General features: G+C 58.2%; 19 protein-coding genes. 5 read left to right on the top strand and 14 right to left on the bottom strand.

Annotated features, from left to right (window positions below; translation table 11 throughout):
• Window positions 1-243: 243 nt before the first annotated feature.
• Both PQQ96_RS05935 and PQQ96_RS05930 read left to right on the top strand, forming a co-directional pair.
• The gene (locus PQQ96_RS05935) at window positions 244-630 is read left to right on the top strand and encodes a DUF3693 domain-containing protein (protein WP_408289953.1); all 387 of its coding nucleotides are present in this window, start codon (window positions 244-246) and stop codon (window positions 628-630) included.
• A gap of 115 nt (window positions 631-745) precedes the next feature.
• Window positions 746-1,276 (top strand): IS21 family transposase, encoded by a 531-nt coding sequence (locus PQQ96_RS05930; protein ID WP_408289951.1) that lies wholly within the window; start codon window positions 746-748, stop codon window positions 1,274-1,276.
• Between the two features lie 71 nt (window positions 1,277-1,347).
• Here the strand turns inward: PQQ96_RS05930 and PQQ96_RS05925 are convergent, their stop codons facing one another.
• Window positions 1,348-1,674, bottom strand: a complete 327-nt coding sequence (locus PQQ96_RS05925; RefSeq protein ID WP_408289949.1) for a helix-turn-helix domain-containing protein — start codon at window positions 1,672-1,674, stop codon at window positions 1,348-1,350.
• Complete coding sequence (locus tag PQQ96_RS05920) at window positions 1,658-1,912, bottom strand: type II toxin-antitoxin system RelE family toxin (protein WP_408289947.1); 255 nt, start codon at window positions 1,910-1,912, stop codon at window positions 1,658-1,660. The genes PQQ96_RS05925 and PQQ96_RS05920 overlap by 17 nt, the downstream gene beginning before the upstream one ends.
• Before the next feature lie 461 nt (window positions 1,913-2,373).
• On the opposite strand from PQQ96_RS05920, the gene PQQ96_RS05915 reads away from it, so the two are divergent.
• The gene (locus PQQ96_RS05915; protein WP_408289945.1) at window positions 2,374-2,904 is read left to right on the top strand and encodes an IS21 family transposase; all 531 of its coding nucleotides are present in this window, start codon (window positions 2,374-2,376) and stop codon (window positions 2,902-2,904) included.
• Between the two features lie 125 nt (window positions 2,905-3,029).
• Here the strand turns inward: PQQ96_RS05915 and PQQ96_RS05910 are convergent, their stop codons facing one another.
• The 10 genes from PQQ96_RS05910 to PQQ96_RS05870 all read right to left on the bottom strand — a co-directional run bounded on the left by PQQ96_RS05910 (window position 3,030) and on the right by PQQ96_RS05870 (window position 10,180).
• The gene (locus PQQ96_RS05910; RefSeq protein ID WP_408289944.1) at window positions 3,030-3,548 is read right to left on the bottom strand and encodes a hypothetical protein; all 519 of its coding nucleotides are present in this window, start codon (window positions 3,546-3,548) and stop codon (window positions 3,030-3,032) included.
• Window positions 3,549-3,607: 59 nt separating this feature from the next.
• Window positions 3,608-3,958 (bottom strand): BrnA antitoxin family protein, encoded by a 351-nt coding sequence (locus PQQ96_RS05905; protein ID WP_408289942.1) that lies wholly within the window; start codon window positions 3,956-3,958, stop codon window positions 3,608-3,610.
• Window positions 3,942-4,043 (bottom strand): BrnT family toxin, encoded by a 102-nt coding sequence (locus tag PQQ96_RS05900; protein WP_408290032.1) that lies wholly within the window; start codon window positions 4,041-4,043, stop codon window positions 3,942-3,944. Before PQQ96_RS05900 ends, PQQ96_RS05905 begins: the two co-directional genes overlap by 17 nt.
• 63 nt (window positions 4,044-4,106) lie before the next feature.
• On the bottom strand, window positions 4,107-4,211 hold the full coding sequence (locus PQQ96_RS42345; RefSeq protein ID WP_459252136.1) for a BrnT family toxin: 105 nt from the start codon (window positions 4,209-4,211) through the stop codon (window positions 4,107-4,109).
• Between the two features lie 22 nt (window positions 4,212-4,233).
• A complete protein-coding gene (locus tag PQQ96_RS05895) occupies window positions 4,234-4,926 on the bottom strand; it encodes a hypothetical protein (RefSeq protein ID WP_408289940.1) in 693 nt (230 codons plus the stop codon).
• A 145-nt stretch (window positions 4,927-5,071) separates the two neighbouring features.
• Window positions 5,072-5,284: an Ogr/Delta-like zinc finger protein gene (locus PQQ96_RS05890; RefSeq protein WP_179731908.1), complete on the bottom strand. Its 213-nt coding sequence runs from the start codon at window positions 5,282-5,284 to the stop codon at window positions 5,072-5,074.
• On the bottom strand, window positions 5,281-5,535 hold the full coding sequence (locus tag PQQ96_RS05885; protein ID WP_408290030.1) for an ogr/Delta-like zinc finger family protein: 255 nt from the start codon (window positions 5,533-5,535) through the stop codon (window positions 5,281-5,283). Before PQQ96_RS05885 ends, PQQ96_RS05890 begins: the two co-directional genes overlap by 4 nt.
• Window positions 5,536-6,107: 572 nt before the next feature.
• Entirely contained in the window at window positions 6,108-7,190 is a 1,083-nt protein-coding gene (locus PQQ96_RS05880) for a porin (protein WP_408289938.1), read from the bottom strand.
• 308 nt (window positions 7,191-7,498) lie between these two features.
• A complete protein-coding gene (locus PQQ96_RS05875; protein ID WP_408289936.1) occupies window positions 7,499-8,269 on the bottom strand; it encodes a YczE/YyaS/YitT family protein in 771 nt (256 codons plus the stop codon).
• Window positions 8,270-8,410: 141 nt separating this feature from the next.
• Window positions 8,411-10,180 (bottom strand): amidohydrolase family protein, encoded by a 1,770-nt coding sequence (locus PQQ96_RS05870; protein WP_408289934.1) that lies wholly within the window; start codon window positions 10,178-10,180, stop codon window positions 8,411-8,413.
• A 212-nt stretch (window positions 10,181-10,392) separates the two neighbouring features.
• Here PQQ96_RS05870 and PQQ96_RS05865 point away from each other — a divergent pair, with 212 nt between their 5' ends.
• Window positions 10,393-11,280 carry a LysR family transcriptional regulator gene (locus PQQ96_RS05865; RefSeq protein WP_408289933.1) on the top strand — a complete coding sequence of 296 codons (888 nt, stop codon included), beginning with the start codon at window positions 10,393-10,395 and terminating at the stop codon, window positions 11,278-11,280.
• Window positions 11,281-12,858: 1,578 nt separating this feature from the next.
• Here the strand turns inward: PQQ96_RS05865 and PQQ96_RS05860 are convergent.
• Window positions 12,859-13,554, bottom strand: a complete 696-nt coding sequence (locus PQQ96_RS05860; RefSeq protein ID WP_408289931.1) for an SOS response-associated peptidase — start codon at window positions 13,552-13,554, stop codon at window positions 12,859-12,861.
• Between the two features lie 189 nt (window positions 13,555-13,743).
• Window positions 13,744-14,397: a protein-L-isoaspartate(D-aspartate) O-methyltransferase gene (locus tag PQQ96_RS05855; protein ID WP_408289929.1), complete on the bottom strand. Its 654-nt coding sequence runs from the start codon at window positions 14,395-14,397 to the stop codon at window positions 13,744-13,746.
• A 36-nt stretch (window positions 14,398-14,433) separates the two neighbouring features.
• Here PQQ96_RS05855 and PQQ96_RS05850 point away from each other — a divergent pair, with 36 nt between their 5' ends.
• Window positions 14,434-14,808, top strand: coding sequence for a DUF2784 domain-containing protein (locus PQQ96_RS05850; protein ID WP_408289927.1), 375 nt, complete (start codon window positions 14,434-14,436; stop codon window positions 14,806-14,808).
• The last annotated feature ends 149 nt before the right edge of the window (window positions 14,809-14,957 follow it).

Here is a 14,957-nt window from a genome sequence, read left to right as displayed (position 1 = left end):
TAACGAGCTATGACGCATGCCGCACCCCTTAAAACCCACCCCTGACTTTAGAAACGTCGCCCCACGCCTTGCTGGGTGGCCTCCTAGCGCGGCGGGTGGGTGTTTTACCGCTGGCGTTTTGGGGCGACTGGTCAGGAGAATAGTTCAAGGCGTGTAACGTAGTCAAGCCCGTGTAACGTTGCACGCACTTGACGTTTGTCCTAAGGTTCTAACCGGGTGTTTTAAAAAAGGGGTATGGGTGCGATGAAGACCACAATCCAGTATCTGGACGCGGTTAAGAAAAAACTTGACCTGCCGTCTGACTACGCCGCCGCGAAAGCGCTTGGCGTAACGCGTGCCGCAGTTAGCCGATATCGAAATTCATTAGGGACTTTCGATGAAGCTGTTGCGATGCGCGCCGCAGAAATCCTAAATGTTGATCCTCTAGAGGTTATCTCCGCGTGCAAGGCTGAAAGCGCGCACGACGAGCGTATCCGCAAGGTATGGGTGAACATTTGGGGAAAAGCGACGGGAGCGGCGACCACGGTAGCAGTGACCGTGTTCATAGCAGGGCTAGCCGCCGCTCCCTCGCCCGCCAGATCAGCGCCAGTCTCGGCTGAAAGTGCAACTCTTTATCTTATGTCAAATTGAAGTTCTCTAACTTGCTCACCTCGGACTACATTCGGCTATCAGGTGCATCTAATTGTAAGTTTTGTAACATTTACGTTAGATTAGGCACCGCTTCCGATTTCCAGCAGGATTCCAGGTGTCCGCAGAACAACGGCATGGCTGCCTGCATGAGTTTCTTACCCTGACCGACGGTCTTTCAATCGCCGCAGTCGCACGGACATTGCGCTGTTGCTCGCGCACCATCCGCAACTATGTCGCCGGCCGGTCGCCGATACCCTGGCATCGCATTGAAATGCTTCGCCTGCTTGCGCCTGAGACCTCCGCGATGCAAGGCAATTCCAGCGGTGACAAGTCGGCCGAAGAAACCCCTGTAGTGGCCAATATCGAGCCCGATCCAACAAGTCCTGACGTACCGCCGGCTGAATTGCTCGCGTGGGTCGGCGTGCACGCCCCGCACTTCCTTTCGAGCAGACGCAGCTTCGCGCTGTATGTGCGTGGCTGGAACGTGGTCGACAAAATCAGACGCGCCAAGCGTGAAGGCACATTCGCCGCCGTCCTCGCGCGCTGGCACGCGCTGGCAGTCGAACTGCCGCGAATGTGGCGGTCTGGCCGAATGTTCGCGGGCATCGGCCCGCCCGCATACGTCCACGACAAATCAGCATCGTGACGGTTATGGGACACATGGACGGAAAAATGGGGCGTCTAGCGCCCCATTTAATCTGGATGGTTTGGGAACGGTCAGAAATCGAGCTGAGCCGCCGTGATGCCGAGCGCCGACGCGATCTTTTCGCGCGATGCCTTGCGCAGACGATCACTTCCTTCCTGCTGCGCATACGCGGATTGACTGACACCCATACGTGCAGCGACTTCAACTTGCGTCAGGCCAAGATGCTCGCGCCAGGCGCGAACCGGCGTTGCACCGTCAACCGTCAGGCTCACGACTTCGTGCGGAATCAGGCCGCGTTCAGCACTATGCTCGGCGACATATTCCGCGTACGGAATCACGACATAGGCGGGTTTGCCGTCCGGCCCGTTGATGACCTGAATGTTAGTACGTGCGTTCATTGCGTTTCCTCACTTCCTCAATCTCGACGACCTTGATAGCGCCGTCCCAGTTGAACAAGACCCGGTAATTGCCGACGCGGAGCCGGTAGCCGTAATCGTGATCGGTCAGCGCTTTCACGCTCTGGCAATCTGGCATCGCGGCCAGAGTACTCACGCCGTCGCGAATCGCTGCCTGATGCTGCCGGTCAAGCTTGCGCAATTGTTTTGCCGCTTTCTGGGTCCAGTTAATTGCGTTCATGCTTTTATTATAAGCTAAATATAAGTTTTTTCGCCAGCTTAACTTATTTTTTGGCCGAGCCCCCTGCTCGCTTTGGTGCAGCTCCCGTCCGTCATTCGAACCTCGATCGAACGTGAGCCCGAACGAACATCCGTGTATGGATTCGTGTTCGTTAGCGCGGCACACGCGAGATCCACCCGAACCCGAACCACCTACTCCACCAGTAAACGAAGCGTGATTGCTCAAACCCCAAGTCTGAGTAAGCGTCTAGTCCGTGGATGAGCGACCAGAGTCGCGTCTCATTGCCTTCAATTAGTTTGAGCAGGCCCTGCAAGCGCCGGGTAAGTTGCTTGGGGTCCATCTCCTTGTGATGCTCGACGACGACGAAGAATGCGCCACGGAACGCGCGCAAGTTCTCGTATGCGTAATCGAGCGAACAAAATTGCTTCAGTCGAGCATTCCGATTTCCAGCAGGATTCCAGGTGTCCGCAGAACAACGGCATGGCTGCCTGCATGAGTTTCTTACCCTGACCGACGGTCTTTCAATCGCCGCAGTTGCCCGGACATTGCGCTGTTGCTCGCGCACGATCCGCAACTACGTCGCCGGCCGGTCGCCGATACCCTGGCATCGCATTGAAATGCTTCGCCTGCTTGCGCTTGAGACCTCCGCGATGCAAGGCAATTCCAGCGGTGACAAGTCGGCCGAAGAAACCCCTGTAGTGGCCAATATCGAGCCCGATCCAACAAGTCCTGACGTACCGCCGGCTGAATTGCTCGCGTGGGTCGGTGTTCACGCTCCGCATTTCCTTTCGAGCAAACGCAGTTTCGCGCTGTACGTGCGCGGCCGGAACGTGGTTGACAAAATTCGACGCGCCAAACGTGAAGGGACGTTTGCCGCGGTGCTTGCGCGCTGGCGCTCGCTTGCGGTCGAACTACCGCGAATGTGGCGTTCTGGCCGGATGTTTGCGGGCATCGGACCGCCGGCATATACGCAAGACGAGCGCGATCCCTAGCCCTAACTCGTCTGATTTGCATTCAGAACGCTAACCATCCGAAGCAGCACGCAAACAAATAAGCCCGCGAAACGCGGGCCCACCCGGTTCTCACCTTCCCTACCTTCCGGCCCATCGACGGACTGTTATGCCTCGTGCAGCCGCCAATGGGTCGGTTGGACGTGTGCCGAGACGATCCGGCCTTCATCTTGCGGATTGAGGAGATCCTTCTGTCGTCCAAGCAGCACGAAGCAAGGCTCGTCGACCGGATTAAGGCTCGACTGCTCGCTGACGAAACGGGCTGGGGACTCCACAACTTTGTCGTCGACGAGGTGCCGCACCTTCACGCTAATTTCCGTGGCGGTCGCGGAAAGCTCCGGCAATCGCTCGCCGATCCTGACCCAGTCGTCACTGGCAGGGCGCGATTGTTCCGCCCACGGATTCGCATCCGGATTGCGGCCGTGTCGCGTCAGGAATTCCCTGATCGTCGAAATATCGGGTCGCGTTACGTCCCCCGGCGTCGTGAAATACTTGTTTGCATAGTGAAGCGCCGCATCGCGTACCCTTTGGGCGGCTGGATTCGGGCGATCGAATTCGGTTGCCAACCGAGAGAGGTGGCCACTAATTCGGTCGTATTCGTCTTTCGAAATTTCGAATGCGTTCATCGTTTTTCATGTCAAGTGATGTGATCGAGCCGCCACAGCGATGCGGCACCACCAAGTTTCTAACGGCCTCGAATCATGCCGTGAGAGCTGGCCCACTCGCGAAGCGCATCGTTCATGCGCGATTGCCATCCGTCGCCAGTCCCCTTGAAAGCATCAATAAGGTCAGGATCGAGCCGGATCGTTGTACGTACCTTGTGCTGGTCGATCGGCATCGAGGGGCGGCCGGGGCCTCTCAGCGCGGCGGCAGCCGCCTTTTCGCCGACCATCGCCGGCAACGCATCACGCGCGGGACGCATGCGCTTCAATTGCGCGTCCGTGAGCGGCCGGTTATCTGCATCACTCTCGGCCGCCTTGGTGAGCGCCACATCTTCAGCGGCGTCGGGGATGTGAAATTTACGCTTCGTCGACATATTTAAGCACCTCTCTACGGTTAGCTTTGCGCAGACTGATTGCACGCAGCGTTTCGCCGCGCATGGTGAATGAAAGCGAATAGATGCGATCGCCGATCGGGCCGAGAGCGGTAAACCGTTCTTCGCTGTAATCGAATCGGTCATCACGTCACACCAGCGCGGCGTCCATCTCGAATGCTTCGGCCATCGCCAGCGAAACGCCGTGCTTCCCTTGGTTGGTTTGGTCTTTGACCGGGTCGAATTCGATTGGCATGTAATTATTGTATGCACAATAACTAAGGCTTGCAATCTATTTTTGTGCATACAAAAACCGGGAGCGTCCCGGCGTATCTCAGTGCGCGCGACGCATCGCTTTTCGTGACTGGCAGTACGTGACCGGCGCCTCGTGCGGGCGTGACTGCTTTGACGGTCGTGTCGCCAAGCCGTAGCGCGAGCAGCCAGCAGAAGCAGGCGCCCTCCTCAATCACGACGGCGAACGCCATACCCGCAAACAGATCGATGCGACCGGCAGCGACGCCGAAAGCAGTCAACAAGCCTGCAAGCGGATCAGCTTTCGCCGCCGTGCGCTCGGCGTCTGCTCGGTCGAACGCCAATTCTCGACGCCTCACTTCGGCCGACTCGGCGTCGAGTGCGACGAGTCGCGCATTGAGGGCGGTGCGTTCGATGCGAACCGCTGCGCATCGGTCGTTGCACCTACGTTCGGTTTCGCGGGCAAGTCGCGCTACGATGCCGGCGCGCTCACTGGCGATCCCTGCCAGATTGCGATCGGGAATGGAGACTACCGGAACGACCGCCGCACGGACTTCACCTGCATGTTTTTGTGCCATGACGAAAAACACGGCGTGCCCGTAGCAAGTCGCCGTCATACAACCAATCCACAGCACTATGCCGAGCGCCCGAATCCGCGAGCCATGAGGACGACACAGCGCGGGAAGAAGGTGAGCGGCAACAACCAGCACGATGCCCACGCAGACGAGGAGCACGCGCTCGCCAAGTAACCCGCCCCGCTGCCATCTTGCGACTATCGACAGACAGGCCGCAGTTGTGGTGGCCGCGAGCGCGAGTAACGCTGGTGGAGCTCTAGTCATCCCGTTTCGCTCCCCCCGGAGTTGGTTAAAGATCAAACTGCAGTTCGGTGTTGCTTCGCCTCTGCCGTTTGGGTATTGGCAGTTCGGGCGGGAACATTTCGAGTTTCGTGCGATAGGTGTGGCCGCATGTCACGTCGTCGCACTGAAAGTCAATCTCCCAATCCGTCTCTGATTTCTTTTCCATCGCGCGCGCGATACCGCGAGCGTTGCAATGCGGGCAGGCGATTGTGAATCTCACGGTCGGTTCTCCCGATGCATCGTCCTGTGCGCGTTCACCGCGCCGCGAAGCATCGGCGACGGCCGCACTTCGAGCGACACGCCTTCGCGCGGCCGTGACGGCGCCGACAGCGAGAACAGGATTTCAAAGCCCGCCGGGGTGCGATAGCCGCAGTCCTCGCAAACGAAGTACATGCGCCGCAGCGTTGTAGACAGACTTTCGGTATGGCGTGCGTCAATTTCGCCGCCGCAGCATGGGCAATCGATCTTCATTTGTGTCACGGGACCTCCTCGGTCTACAGGTTCCGTTGACCCCATCTCGCACCGTTCCCTTCCCCGCTGACGCTGATTTTATTGCTGCGACCCAGTTGCGCAACCGGACCGGCCACCCCTGGCCGATCGTTGCGCGTACAGTTATTGACACAAGTCCGAGTGCTCGCGGCTTCGCCGCTGCGCTCAACCTTCCGCCACTCATAGCGAGTAGCAGGAACAAAAATCTCTGTTTCCTTCGAGTACGCGCACATACCGTCTACGATGTACGCAATGCCCGTGGCCGCAATACCGTGTGGCACCTTGACCGGTGCAATGCCGTACCGGCCTTCGCGGTGCTGCGTGGTGCGCTTAACGTAAATCAGGCGCTCTTCGCCCGCGACGCCGCCCATGGCGCGCGCGTATTGCGCCCAGTCCGCTTTATGGGTTTCTGTCTTTTGCGCCGCATGCCATGCCTCCACAATTGCGGGGGATTCGTGCGCTCGGACTGCGCAGCTCGCGGCGCAAGCCGCGTAGCGATGCGCCAGTTACGTCCTGGCCACCGTCCCGCGGACTTTGATGGTGGCGCCGCATGCCTAGAACCGCGCGCGAATCCCCACGCCCGCAGTCTCGCCAGACGACAAGCCGGCAAAATGGTCGTACATGTACACGGCGTAGAGATCCGTGCGTTTGGAGAGCGGGTAGTCGTATCCTAGCGATGCAGTCTGGCGGGTCTGATTGAGTCCGCCGGAATCGCGCGAATACGCATACGACGCCAGAACCCTGCCCGTTCCAACAGCGATTGCCGCGCCGCCTTCGAACATGTTGACGTGGAGATCCTTGCTGATCACATTGTCATCGGTATAGGTGTATTCGCCGTATAGCTTCGCAATCGAAAACTCGTACGAGGCCGCGAGCTGGGTCGCTGTCTGACTGTGAAAACCCTTCAGCAGGGAATTCAGGTCGCCTGCCGTCGAGTTAAAGTTCGCGTATTGGTAGACGGCGCCGGCGGCAAAGGGACCGTTCCGATAAGAAGCCTGGAGCGAGTACTGCTTGCTGCCGTTCCCAGAGCTGCTGTCACCGAACGCGTAGATTGCGTGGCCGGTAAATCCGTGCAGATCAGGAGTGGCATACTGGACTGCATTGCTCCAGGCGGTCCCGCCGACGATCCCCTGATCGGTCTTGTACGCCGGATAAGTACCGAGGCCGGCATACATCTGGACGATGGTCGGCGAGAATGTGAAAGAGGCGTAAAACGGATTGAACTGGCATGCCTGCAAATACAGCAGACTGCTCTGGCGTCCGAGCGTCACCGTGCCGGCAGGTGTCGTGAGGCCGACATACGCATTGCGTGAGAAGAACGGATCGCCGTTGAACGACCCGTACGCGCCATTCTGTGGACGGAAAAAACCCTCGATAGCAAAAATCGTCTTGTAGCCGCCGCCCAGGTCCTCCTGACCGCCGAAGCCCCAGAACGAGGTAGACAGACCACCGCCACCTTCCTGCCAGCTAGCAGCTTTGCCGGGATATTTCTGGACGCCGACCCATGTATCGACGATGCCATATAGCTGGACGCTCGATTGCGCGTATGCGTGAGCGCCTATCACCATAGAAGCGATTATCGCAGTAATGCGGTAAATCCTTTTCAGCAAAGCAGTGCAAGCACTTTCTACAAACATAGTATTGCCTCTTTCGCTCTTTCAAATGACGAGTGGATGCGGACGTCGTGATTGACGTCTCGAAGCCAGGGGTAATTGCGGGCGCAACTTATACTTGAGGCGGAATTCGAGGCCTGTGCTCTGGCCGCAAATCAAATGCGGCAGTGTGCCGGATGCGACCTGCAGGCGATCACACGATCACAAACAATCGATTGTTTGGGGAGCCGCCCTTGATGTTCCCCGCGATGGTACGTGCGCAGCGTCGATTCTGATGCGACACGCAAACCTGGACGATCGCCATCGACCCAATCCCTGGCAACCGCCTTGGATCAAAAGCGCTGACGCGAATAGGAGCGGTGCTCCAACGATCTTCGGTGATACGAGACGATCGCAGTTTTGATTTTCTGGAACAGAAAGAAATAGAGTTTGATGTACTGCCCCACCAGAATGGCGTTCATGAACGTGCCTTCGCGGATGAATTTGGGTCCGCCAAGCAGGGCGAAACCGATCGCTGCACTAATGATCAAAAGCGTGCAGTCGAAAGCCGTCTTGATGTCCCCCCATCTCAATCCAGTGCGCTTGAAAAGCGTATTGACGAACATGTCGATCGGCATGAGCACGAGATTCGCCCGGATCATCAGGAACAGGCCGAAAGCCAGCAATGCATCTGCGAAAGCTAACAGGAAGAATTTCGGAAGATAGTCCTGAAAACCGATCGACCTGGTCAGCATCAGATTCAGATCCAGGCACGTAGCCAGCACAAACGCCGGAATCAACGAGGCGAAATTCTTCAGTTTGAAGTCTTTCCGCGCAGCCAGATAAGTCAGGAACAGCATGAACAACTCAAGCATGAAGTTGTACGTGCCCTGACTGAGACGCGGGTACACGAGGGTCATCGTTCGGGTCAGGCTGCTTTGCGGCGAAATGCCTATGCCGGCCCTGACGGCCAGACTAATGCCCATGGTCAGTATATAAATGCCAATGACGTAGGTGATCCAGCGCCGTTTAAGGCTCCCGGTATCAATGACTTCAGCTTCCCTTGCATGGTGCGCCATTACTGCCCCTTGGTTGTCTTCCTGCTTTTGTGCGGTGCTGCTCACTTTTCTTGATGATGGGACACCGCGCTATGGTGAAGCGTTTTCCGCGATTTACCGGAGTGAACGTGCCGGTTCCATCCTCAGCTCCCACGGCCGGCGGTAATCTAATGCACCCACCGGCCTTCTCCTCCTATCGGGTTAGCATCAAACCATGAAACCGAACCGGTCGAGAGAGATGAACAAGGTCAACAGTTTGTTCACCACGGGCTCGCCTTCATTGCGATTACCCATCGCCTCTAACGCGGCGTCGACGGCGCGGGTCGCGCTAAGCAAGTCGGAAAGGTTCATGTTGGCCTGGACGCCGTAGATATCCAAGGGCAGCACCGCCTTGACTTCCTTGTTGTCAGTGACGACGCAGCCGCCCGCATAGGCGTCGACCTGTTGGAGGCAGTGGCACATTTCTGCGCTGTTCGGTCCGACCGCAACGAAGTAGGCTTTGGGCGCGGGCCAAAACGTTGCCACAGCGCCGCGATCGACATAAACGCCCTTGAACAGACCGTTGACCACATGGCGCTTACCGTCGGCATAGCGCTGTACGACCGAAATCCGGTTGAGCTTGACGCCCCCTACTTCGGCGACGACTTTGCCGTCCCGCAACGGCACCCACACTTCCTGATAGAACTTCTCGTGGCCTCGGCCATAGACGTCGAACAGGTACACCTTCGCCTGCTCGCCATCTGCGGAGATTTCCAGTGGAACAAGCTCCAGTTGTTCCGGCGTCAGATTGCCGAGACCTGGAACCGGTTTTTTCACCATGCTGGAATAGTCGATATCGGCTTGCTTCAACAGCTTGCGATCTTTGGCGACCAGTTCGCCATCCTTGAAAACAAAGCGCGGGTTGATCTTCGACAGGCTGTCGGTCAGCACGATATCGGCGAACCGGCCTGGCGTCAGGGAACCGAACTTGTTGTCCATCCGGAACGCACGCGCCGTGTAGAGGGTCGCCATCTTGATCGCCTTGATCGGCTCGATGCCCATTTCAGCGCACAGCGAAACGATCCAGTCCATGTGGCCCTTGGTCAGCAGGCGGTCGACCGAGATATTGTCCGCGCACAGTTGGAAATTCTCGGCAGGCCACTTGCGCTTGACGATCGCACGCAGCATGATTTTGATCACCTCACTGCTGCCGACACCGAATTTGATTTGCGTCTGAAGGCCGTAGCGGACGCTCTTCTCGATGTCGTCCTCCTTCCAGACATCGTGGTTGGCGAAGGCGCCGATCGCGGGCATGTAGTTCAGCATCATGTCCGACAGCGTGGTCACGCCCCAGTGCGTGTTCATGAAGCCGCCCTTGGCACGTCCCAAGGCAGATTTGCGGAAGTCGTCGTCATTGCCCACGCTGTAGGTGAGGTGCGCGAGTTCGCCCAGGCCGATCACCGGATCCATCTTCAGCAGGGCGTCGGTGACCGCCACGGAAGTTTTCTTTCCGGGTGCAAATGCGTAGACCCGATAAGGTAGGCGTTCGTGGTTCTTGAACAGTTGCTCGGTTGCCTGCACCGCTTCCGCGCCCGCCGCGCTCACAAAATCGAGGCATTCAGAAAAAATGGTGGTCGTGCCGCAGGGGACGATGGCCTCGGCGAACGCTGCCGGATGGGCCAATTGCGCATCGAAGTGGACGTGAGCGTCGATCAGCCCTGGAATGGCATAAAGGCCTTCACCGTCAAAAACCTCACGTACCTTGATAGCCATTTCGTCAGGATTCAATGCGACGATGCGCTTGTCGTAAATCAGGATGGACCCTTGATAGACAGTTTCGCTGTGGACATCAAGGATATTCAGATTTTTCAGGAGAAGATCGGCCTCCTTCCTTCCGTTGAGAACCTCGAAGATCGCTCTCACCTGGTCATAGTGGGCACTAGCCTGGCCATGCTGCCCGGACGCCGTGACGCTTCTCTCGCTGACTTCTTGATACATGGTTGTCTCACTTTCATCAATTAGTTTGAGGCTGCTTTTTGCCGCGCCGCAACGAACTACAAACCAACGCGACTGGTGCAATTAAGACTGAAGTGAGTGTTTCTAAAAAGAAGCGTTTTTTGCACGGAGTGTGCACTTTTCGAGTACGCTATGCCGACCAGAGAGAGACAGGCGACCGACCAGAGAGGCAGCCGAACATGCTCCATTCACGATTGCTGCGCTACCTCGACGAGGTTGCACGTTCCGGCTCGATCCGCGGCGCCGGCGAAAAGCTGCACATTGCCCCTTCCGCCATCAATAAGCATCTGCTGCTCCTTGAAGAGGAAATCGGCGAACCGCTGTTCGAGCGCCTGCCGCGCGGGCTGCGACCGACGCCGGCAGGAGAAATCCTGCTGGCCCACGTGCGCAGAACCATTCTGGAATACCGCCAGGTCGAAGCCGAGATACGCGACCTCAAGACGCTGCAGAAGGGCGAGGTGATCATTGCCACAGTGACCGGGCTGGCCAGCGGAATCGCCTCCACTGCAGCGGCAAGTTTCTGTGCGCACCACCCTCATATCAAGATTTCGATCAGGGCCACGTCCGGGCGCGAAATCCTGGACGCGCTTGTCAGCGGTGAAGCCGATCTGGGCCTGGGCTTCAACCTGGCGCCATCGCCGCAACTCGAAATCCTTTGGGAGATGGACACGCGCCTCGGTGCCGTGATCGCACCGAACCATGCATTGGCGCGTATGGAGTCCATACCGCTCGCCTACTGCACATCTTATCCACTCATCTTCGCCGACCGGTCCATGCTGATGCACGGCATAGTCGCCGATACTTTCGTGGAAGCGGGACTCAGCGTCGAACCAGCCTTTCGAACGAATTCGATCGAGACGATGAAACGCCTCGCCGCTGCAAGCGAAAGCATTGCGTTTCTCAGCAAGTTCGACATCGCGGAGGAGCACCGCCAGGAGATTCTCACTTACCGGCAGATTCGTGACCGCGTCTTCAGCAGGAACGTGCTCTCCCTCGTGCGCCGCGAAAAGCAGGGACACGGCCTTGCGAGCTTGCTGCTCGCTGAGGAAATCATGGGCGTATTAGGGGCGATGAGCGGATGACGCAGCTTCGCGCTGCATGTGCGTGGCTGGACCGTGGTCGACAAAATCCGATGCACCAAGCACGAAGGCACGTTCGCCGCGGTACTCGCGCGCTGGCGATCACTCGCAGTCGACCTGCCGCGAATGTGGCGCTCTGGCCGGATGCGTTGCGCTCGCACTGATTCGTTCAGCGTAGCTAACAGCGATACGGGAGTTCAAATCGATCTAGTCATTTTGGCCCGTCCAGCAAGACGGGCCGCTCCCACCATCATCCCCACGTCGGCAAAAATTGACGATTTTTGAACAGCATTCAGGCAACGACCGGCCCAAACGTGTTGCCCACATGGCAACACATCGTGGCTTCCAATTCGGAGGTCGGCCAAATAAAACTGGATCGAATTAGTCTCGGGGTCGTCGCTCCCCGGCTTCCCGATTCTCAGCCACGACTCGGCGAACGGCTTCCAAAAGGTCCGGGCGCGCTTCGGGGTCGGGGACTTCGATCAGCTTGCGCGGAGCCCTGGCTTGGGGCTTCAGCGTCACACCGTAAAGTTTTTGCGGCGCAGTCATAGTTCTTCTCCGGCTTCGATAACAGCCACTTCGGACGGCAGACTCGGTTTTGCTTCTGGTTTCCGAAAATCACACTTTCGGATCTTTACGGAGTAAGGAGCTGTGCACTCCGTGCGTCGTGCGCCTCCAGGCTTCGTCGGCGCGTTGTTGGGCCGATTTCACGGTATATGCGCCCCGCTGCTTGCCCTTCGGAGCTGGCGAAAGCGCCGAAGTCAGACCAGAAAGTGTCCGGCGGACGGTCTTGCTGAACATGGCACACTCCGCGTTTGTGTCGGAATGGTCAGTCTAGGCCTTTACGTGCAGCTCGTGATACTGCACGTTTACACAGTATTTTGGCGAGTGCGCTATGGACGGACGCGACAGGCACGTTCCGCACCGATGGGCAGGTCGCGGCTGTACTTCACCTCCTCTCAGGTCCTGGCTCACTCAGACGCTAGACCGTTCAAGCCGGCCCCACGCCGGTCTTTTTTCGCTCCGCGTTCACTCACGATCCCCATTTGACTGGTGGTCCGACGGGCTATCGGGCCTCTTACCCTGCGATTTCTTCGTTCGACGTAGCGCCTCTCCAATCTGACCGGCTGTGTCTCGGATAGACGAGCGCATGTACCAGGGCCACCACGCCAGGTGATAGAACCACACGAACGCTGAGCGATACCCCCGGAGCCACTCCTGACGAATACCTGTTGACGGAAAGCTCTCAAAGGGGCGGTGTCCGAGCGTCATCACGCCGATTGTCATCCAGGCAACAGCAACCACGAAAGTGGGAAGGGACAGCAAGCAGGCAGCAAAGAACAACGCAACCGGCAAGCAGAGAATAAGTGGCGAGCGAGTTTTCATATCGTTTTCGCGCCAGCATAATCATTTCGATTTTTCAGCTTACAGCATTTCGCGGAATGCAACCGACCAGGTTTTCTGTCATTTTTGCCCGGTAGCAGTATTCGTGATCGGTCAGATCTTTCGTGCTCTGACAATCTGGCACAAGAGTAATTTAAGTTTTTGCCAGCTTAACTTTAGCCGCTGCCCGCCAGCCGCCTAAGATGCATCCCCTTGCATCGGCTCGACGAGATCCGGCCCATCAGGCCCGGACCGGTTGACCTTGCGGGGCACGGCAAACCAGGCGAACGCCTCGGGCGTCTCGGCAGCGGTTCGCGCGAGGAAAACAGCACGCTCAGCAGATGTAGCCGAGTCCAGATACTCCCAAGCAACGTCCGCCGAGAACACCACGGGCCGCCGGTCATGGACGTCTACCAGCCCAGCACCTGCCTCAGCCGTCACGATCACGAAACCGTCGCCTTCGTGTGGTTCCCTGTCCGGACGGACGTTGGTGAGGCCCGCGACGTAAAGCGGCTGACCGCTTTTTGCATGGATGGCATAAGGCTGCTTGCCGTTGCTCTCTGCTTTCCACTCGTACCAGTAGTCGGCAGGCACAATGATGCGCCCGCGTTCCCACATCGCGGCCCATGCTGAACTGGCCGCCTTTTCGACTTTCGCGTTAATCATCTGCGGAAGGCCTTTCGCGACGGCCCACGCTGGCCGATAACCCCAGTGCACCAGCCGTACCACACCATCCGGATAGACCACGGGTTGCCGACTCCCCGGCGCCGCATTCCAGCTTGGAGTATCGGTGGGCGTCGCGTCATTCAGGAGCGGCCAGCGATTATCGCGGTCGCTGGCGAGCGGGATCAGATAGTCGATGCCGTAGCGAGCTCGAGCGTAACGACCGCACATGGATGCGCTCCTCGTCGTGGGCAATGGTGGTCACAAGGCTTGCATCCGATGATCGCACCATCCAGTAATCGTCGTCCATCGCGGAAGACGCCAAAGTTACTTTGAGCACGCCGCAGCATGGTTACGCCGCCCAAGAGAGCATCAGAGCAACCCGGTTCGGTACCAGATTGAACCAGGGTGCCAGCACAATTAATAATCCGCCCAGCCGTCTTCACCAATTAGCGGCACGAAGCTCACGTCGCCTAGCCAGCGTTCGTGATAATCGTGTTCGCCGTGGCGTACCAGTTGAATCAATCGCTGATGATGATGCTCGCGCCCGACCGGCATAACGATGCGTCCACCGATCGAAAGTTGCATACACCAAGCCCGCGGAACACGCGGACCGCCAGCACCCGCAATAATCGCGTCATACGGTGCATAGGCCTCCAGGCCAACCGTGCCGTCGCCAAGATGAACGGTCACGTTTGAAAAACCCAACCGCGCCAGCGTCTCGCGAGCGGTGTCCGCGAGCACCGGATCGCGCTCAACGGAATGCACCTGCGCCACGATTAGCGCCACAATGGCGGCGGCATACCCTGACCCCGTACCAACGTCGAGAACCCGGTCGTGCGGACCCAGTTCGGCCGCCTCTATCATCTGCGCGACAACAGCAGGTTGCGAAATCGCTTGCTGACTCGGGATGGGCAACGCACTATCGTCGTACGCATATTCACGGAGTTGCGCAGGGACGAATTCCTCGCGCGGCACACGGCGCATCGCGGATAGCACGTTGGAATCGCGGATGCCGCGCCCTGCGATTTGCCGTGCAACCATCCACTCCCGGGCTTCCCTGAAATCGATCATTGTGGCCTCCCTCTGACGGCCCCGCAGGCTTGACTCATGATCTGGCTCGCCGATGCGGTGCTCGTGACACACGCGCTGATCGCGCTTTTTATCGTGGGCGGACTCGCCGCGATCTGGGTTGGCGCGTGCCTCGGTTGGGAATGGGTCCACCACCGGTTATTCCGGCTCGCTCATCTACTCGCGATCGGCATCGTATCGAGCTTAGCACTGCTGGGCGCACCCTGCCCCTTGACTACGCTCGAAGACTGGCTGCGCAATGACTCGGTTGGAACGCAAGGTTTCATCCAGCGTTGGGTGAGCCGCCTGCTTTATTACGATTTTCCAACCTGGGTGTTTACGCTCTCCTACGTGGTATTCGCACTGCTGGTGCTACTGACCTGGCGCGCGGCTCCTCCCAGGCGGCACAGGTAACGCAAAAGCGGTTTGCCGCACGATCCACGGCTTCTCAGTTGCGTCAGAAAGACAGCCGGTTTTGCGCCTAGTTCGATATTGGCGAACACGGAAGGCCGAATGGAATGATGACGTCGTGTGGCACACGGGTCCGTTTTCGCGAATAATGG

The sequence above is a fragment of the Paraburkholderia sediminicola genome (genome assembly GCF_046027825.1).
GTDB lineage: Bacteria > Pseudomonadota > Gammaproteobacteria > Burkholderiales > Burkholderiaceae > Paraburkholderia > Paraburkholderia sediminicola_D.
Note: the sequence above shows the minus strand (reverse complement) of the source record. Positions and strands in the feature narration are given on the sequence as shown.

What these genes read in the sequence shown, in the direction of transcription:
- PQQ96_RS05935 (WP_408289953.1), top strand. Translation starts at nt 244, where the DNA reads ATGAAGACCACAATCCAGTATCTGGACGCGGTTAAGAAAAAACTTGAC.
- PQQ96_RS05925 (WP_408289949.1), bottom strand. Translation starts at nt 1,674, where the DNA reads ATGAACGCACGTACTAACATTCAGGTCATCAACGGGCCGGACGGCAAA.
- PQQ96_RS05920 (WP_408289947.1), bottom strand. Translation starts at nt 1,912, where the DNA reads ATGAACGCAATTAACTGGACCCAGAAAGCGGCAAAACAATTGCGCAAG.
- PQQ96_RS05910 (WP_408289944.1), bottom strand. Translation starts at nt 3,548, where the DNA reads ATGAACGCATTCGAAATTTCGAAAGACGAATACGACCGAATTAGTGGC.
- PQQ96_RS05905 (WP_408289942.1), bottom strand. Translation starts at nt 3,958, where the DNA reads ATGTCGACGAAGCGTAAATTTCACATCCCCGACGCCGCTGAAGATGTG.
- PQQ96_RS42345 (WP_459252136.1), bottom strand. Translation starts at nt 4,211, where the DNA reads ATGCCAATCGAATTCGACCCGGTCAAAGACCAAACCAACCAAGGGAAG.
- PQQ96_RS05885 (WP_408290030.1), bottom strand. Translation starts at nt 5,535, where the DNA reads ATGAAGATCGATTGCCCATGCTGCGGCGGCGAAATTGACGCACGCCAT.
- PQQ96_RS05880 (WP_408289938.1), bottom strand. Translation starts at nt 7,190, where the DNA reads ATGTTTGTAGAAAGTGCTTGCACTGCTTTGCTGAAAAGGATTTACCGC.
- PQQ96_RS05870 (WP_408289934.1), bottom strand. Translation starts at nt 10,180, where the DNA reads ATGTATCAAGAAGTCAGCGAGAGAAGCGTCACGGCGTCCGGGCAGCAT.
- PQQ96_RS05860 (WP_408289931.1), bottom strand. Translation starts at nt 13,554, where the DNA reads ATGTGCGGTCGTTACGCTCGAGCTCGCTACGGCATCGACTATCTGATC.
- PQQ96_RS05855 (WP_408289929.1), bottom strand. Translation starts at nt 14,397, where the DNA reads ATGATCGATTTCAGGGAAGCCCGGGAGTGGATGGTTGCACGGCAAATC.
- PQQ96_RS05850 (WP_408289927.1), top strand. Translation starts at nt 14,434, where the DNA reads ATGATCTGGCTCGCCGATGCGGTGCTCGTGACACACGCGCTGATCGCG.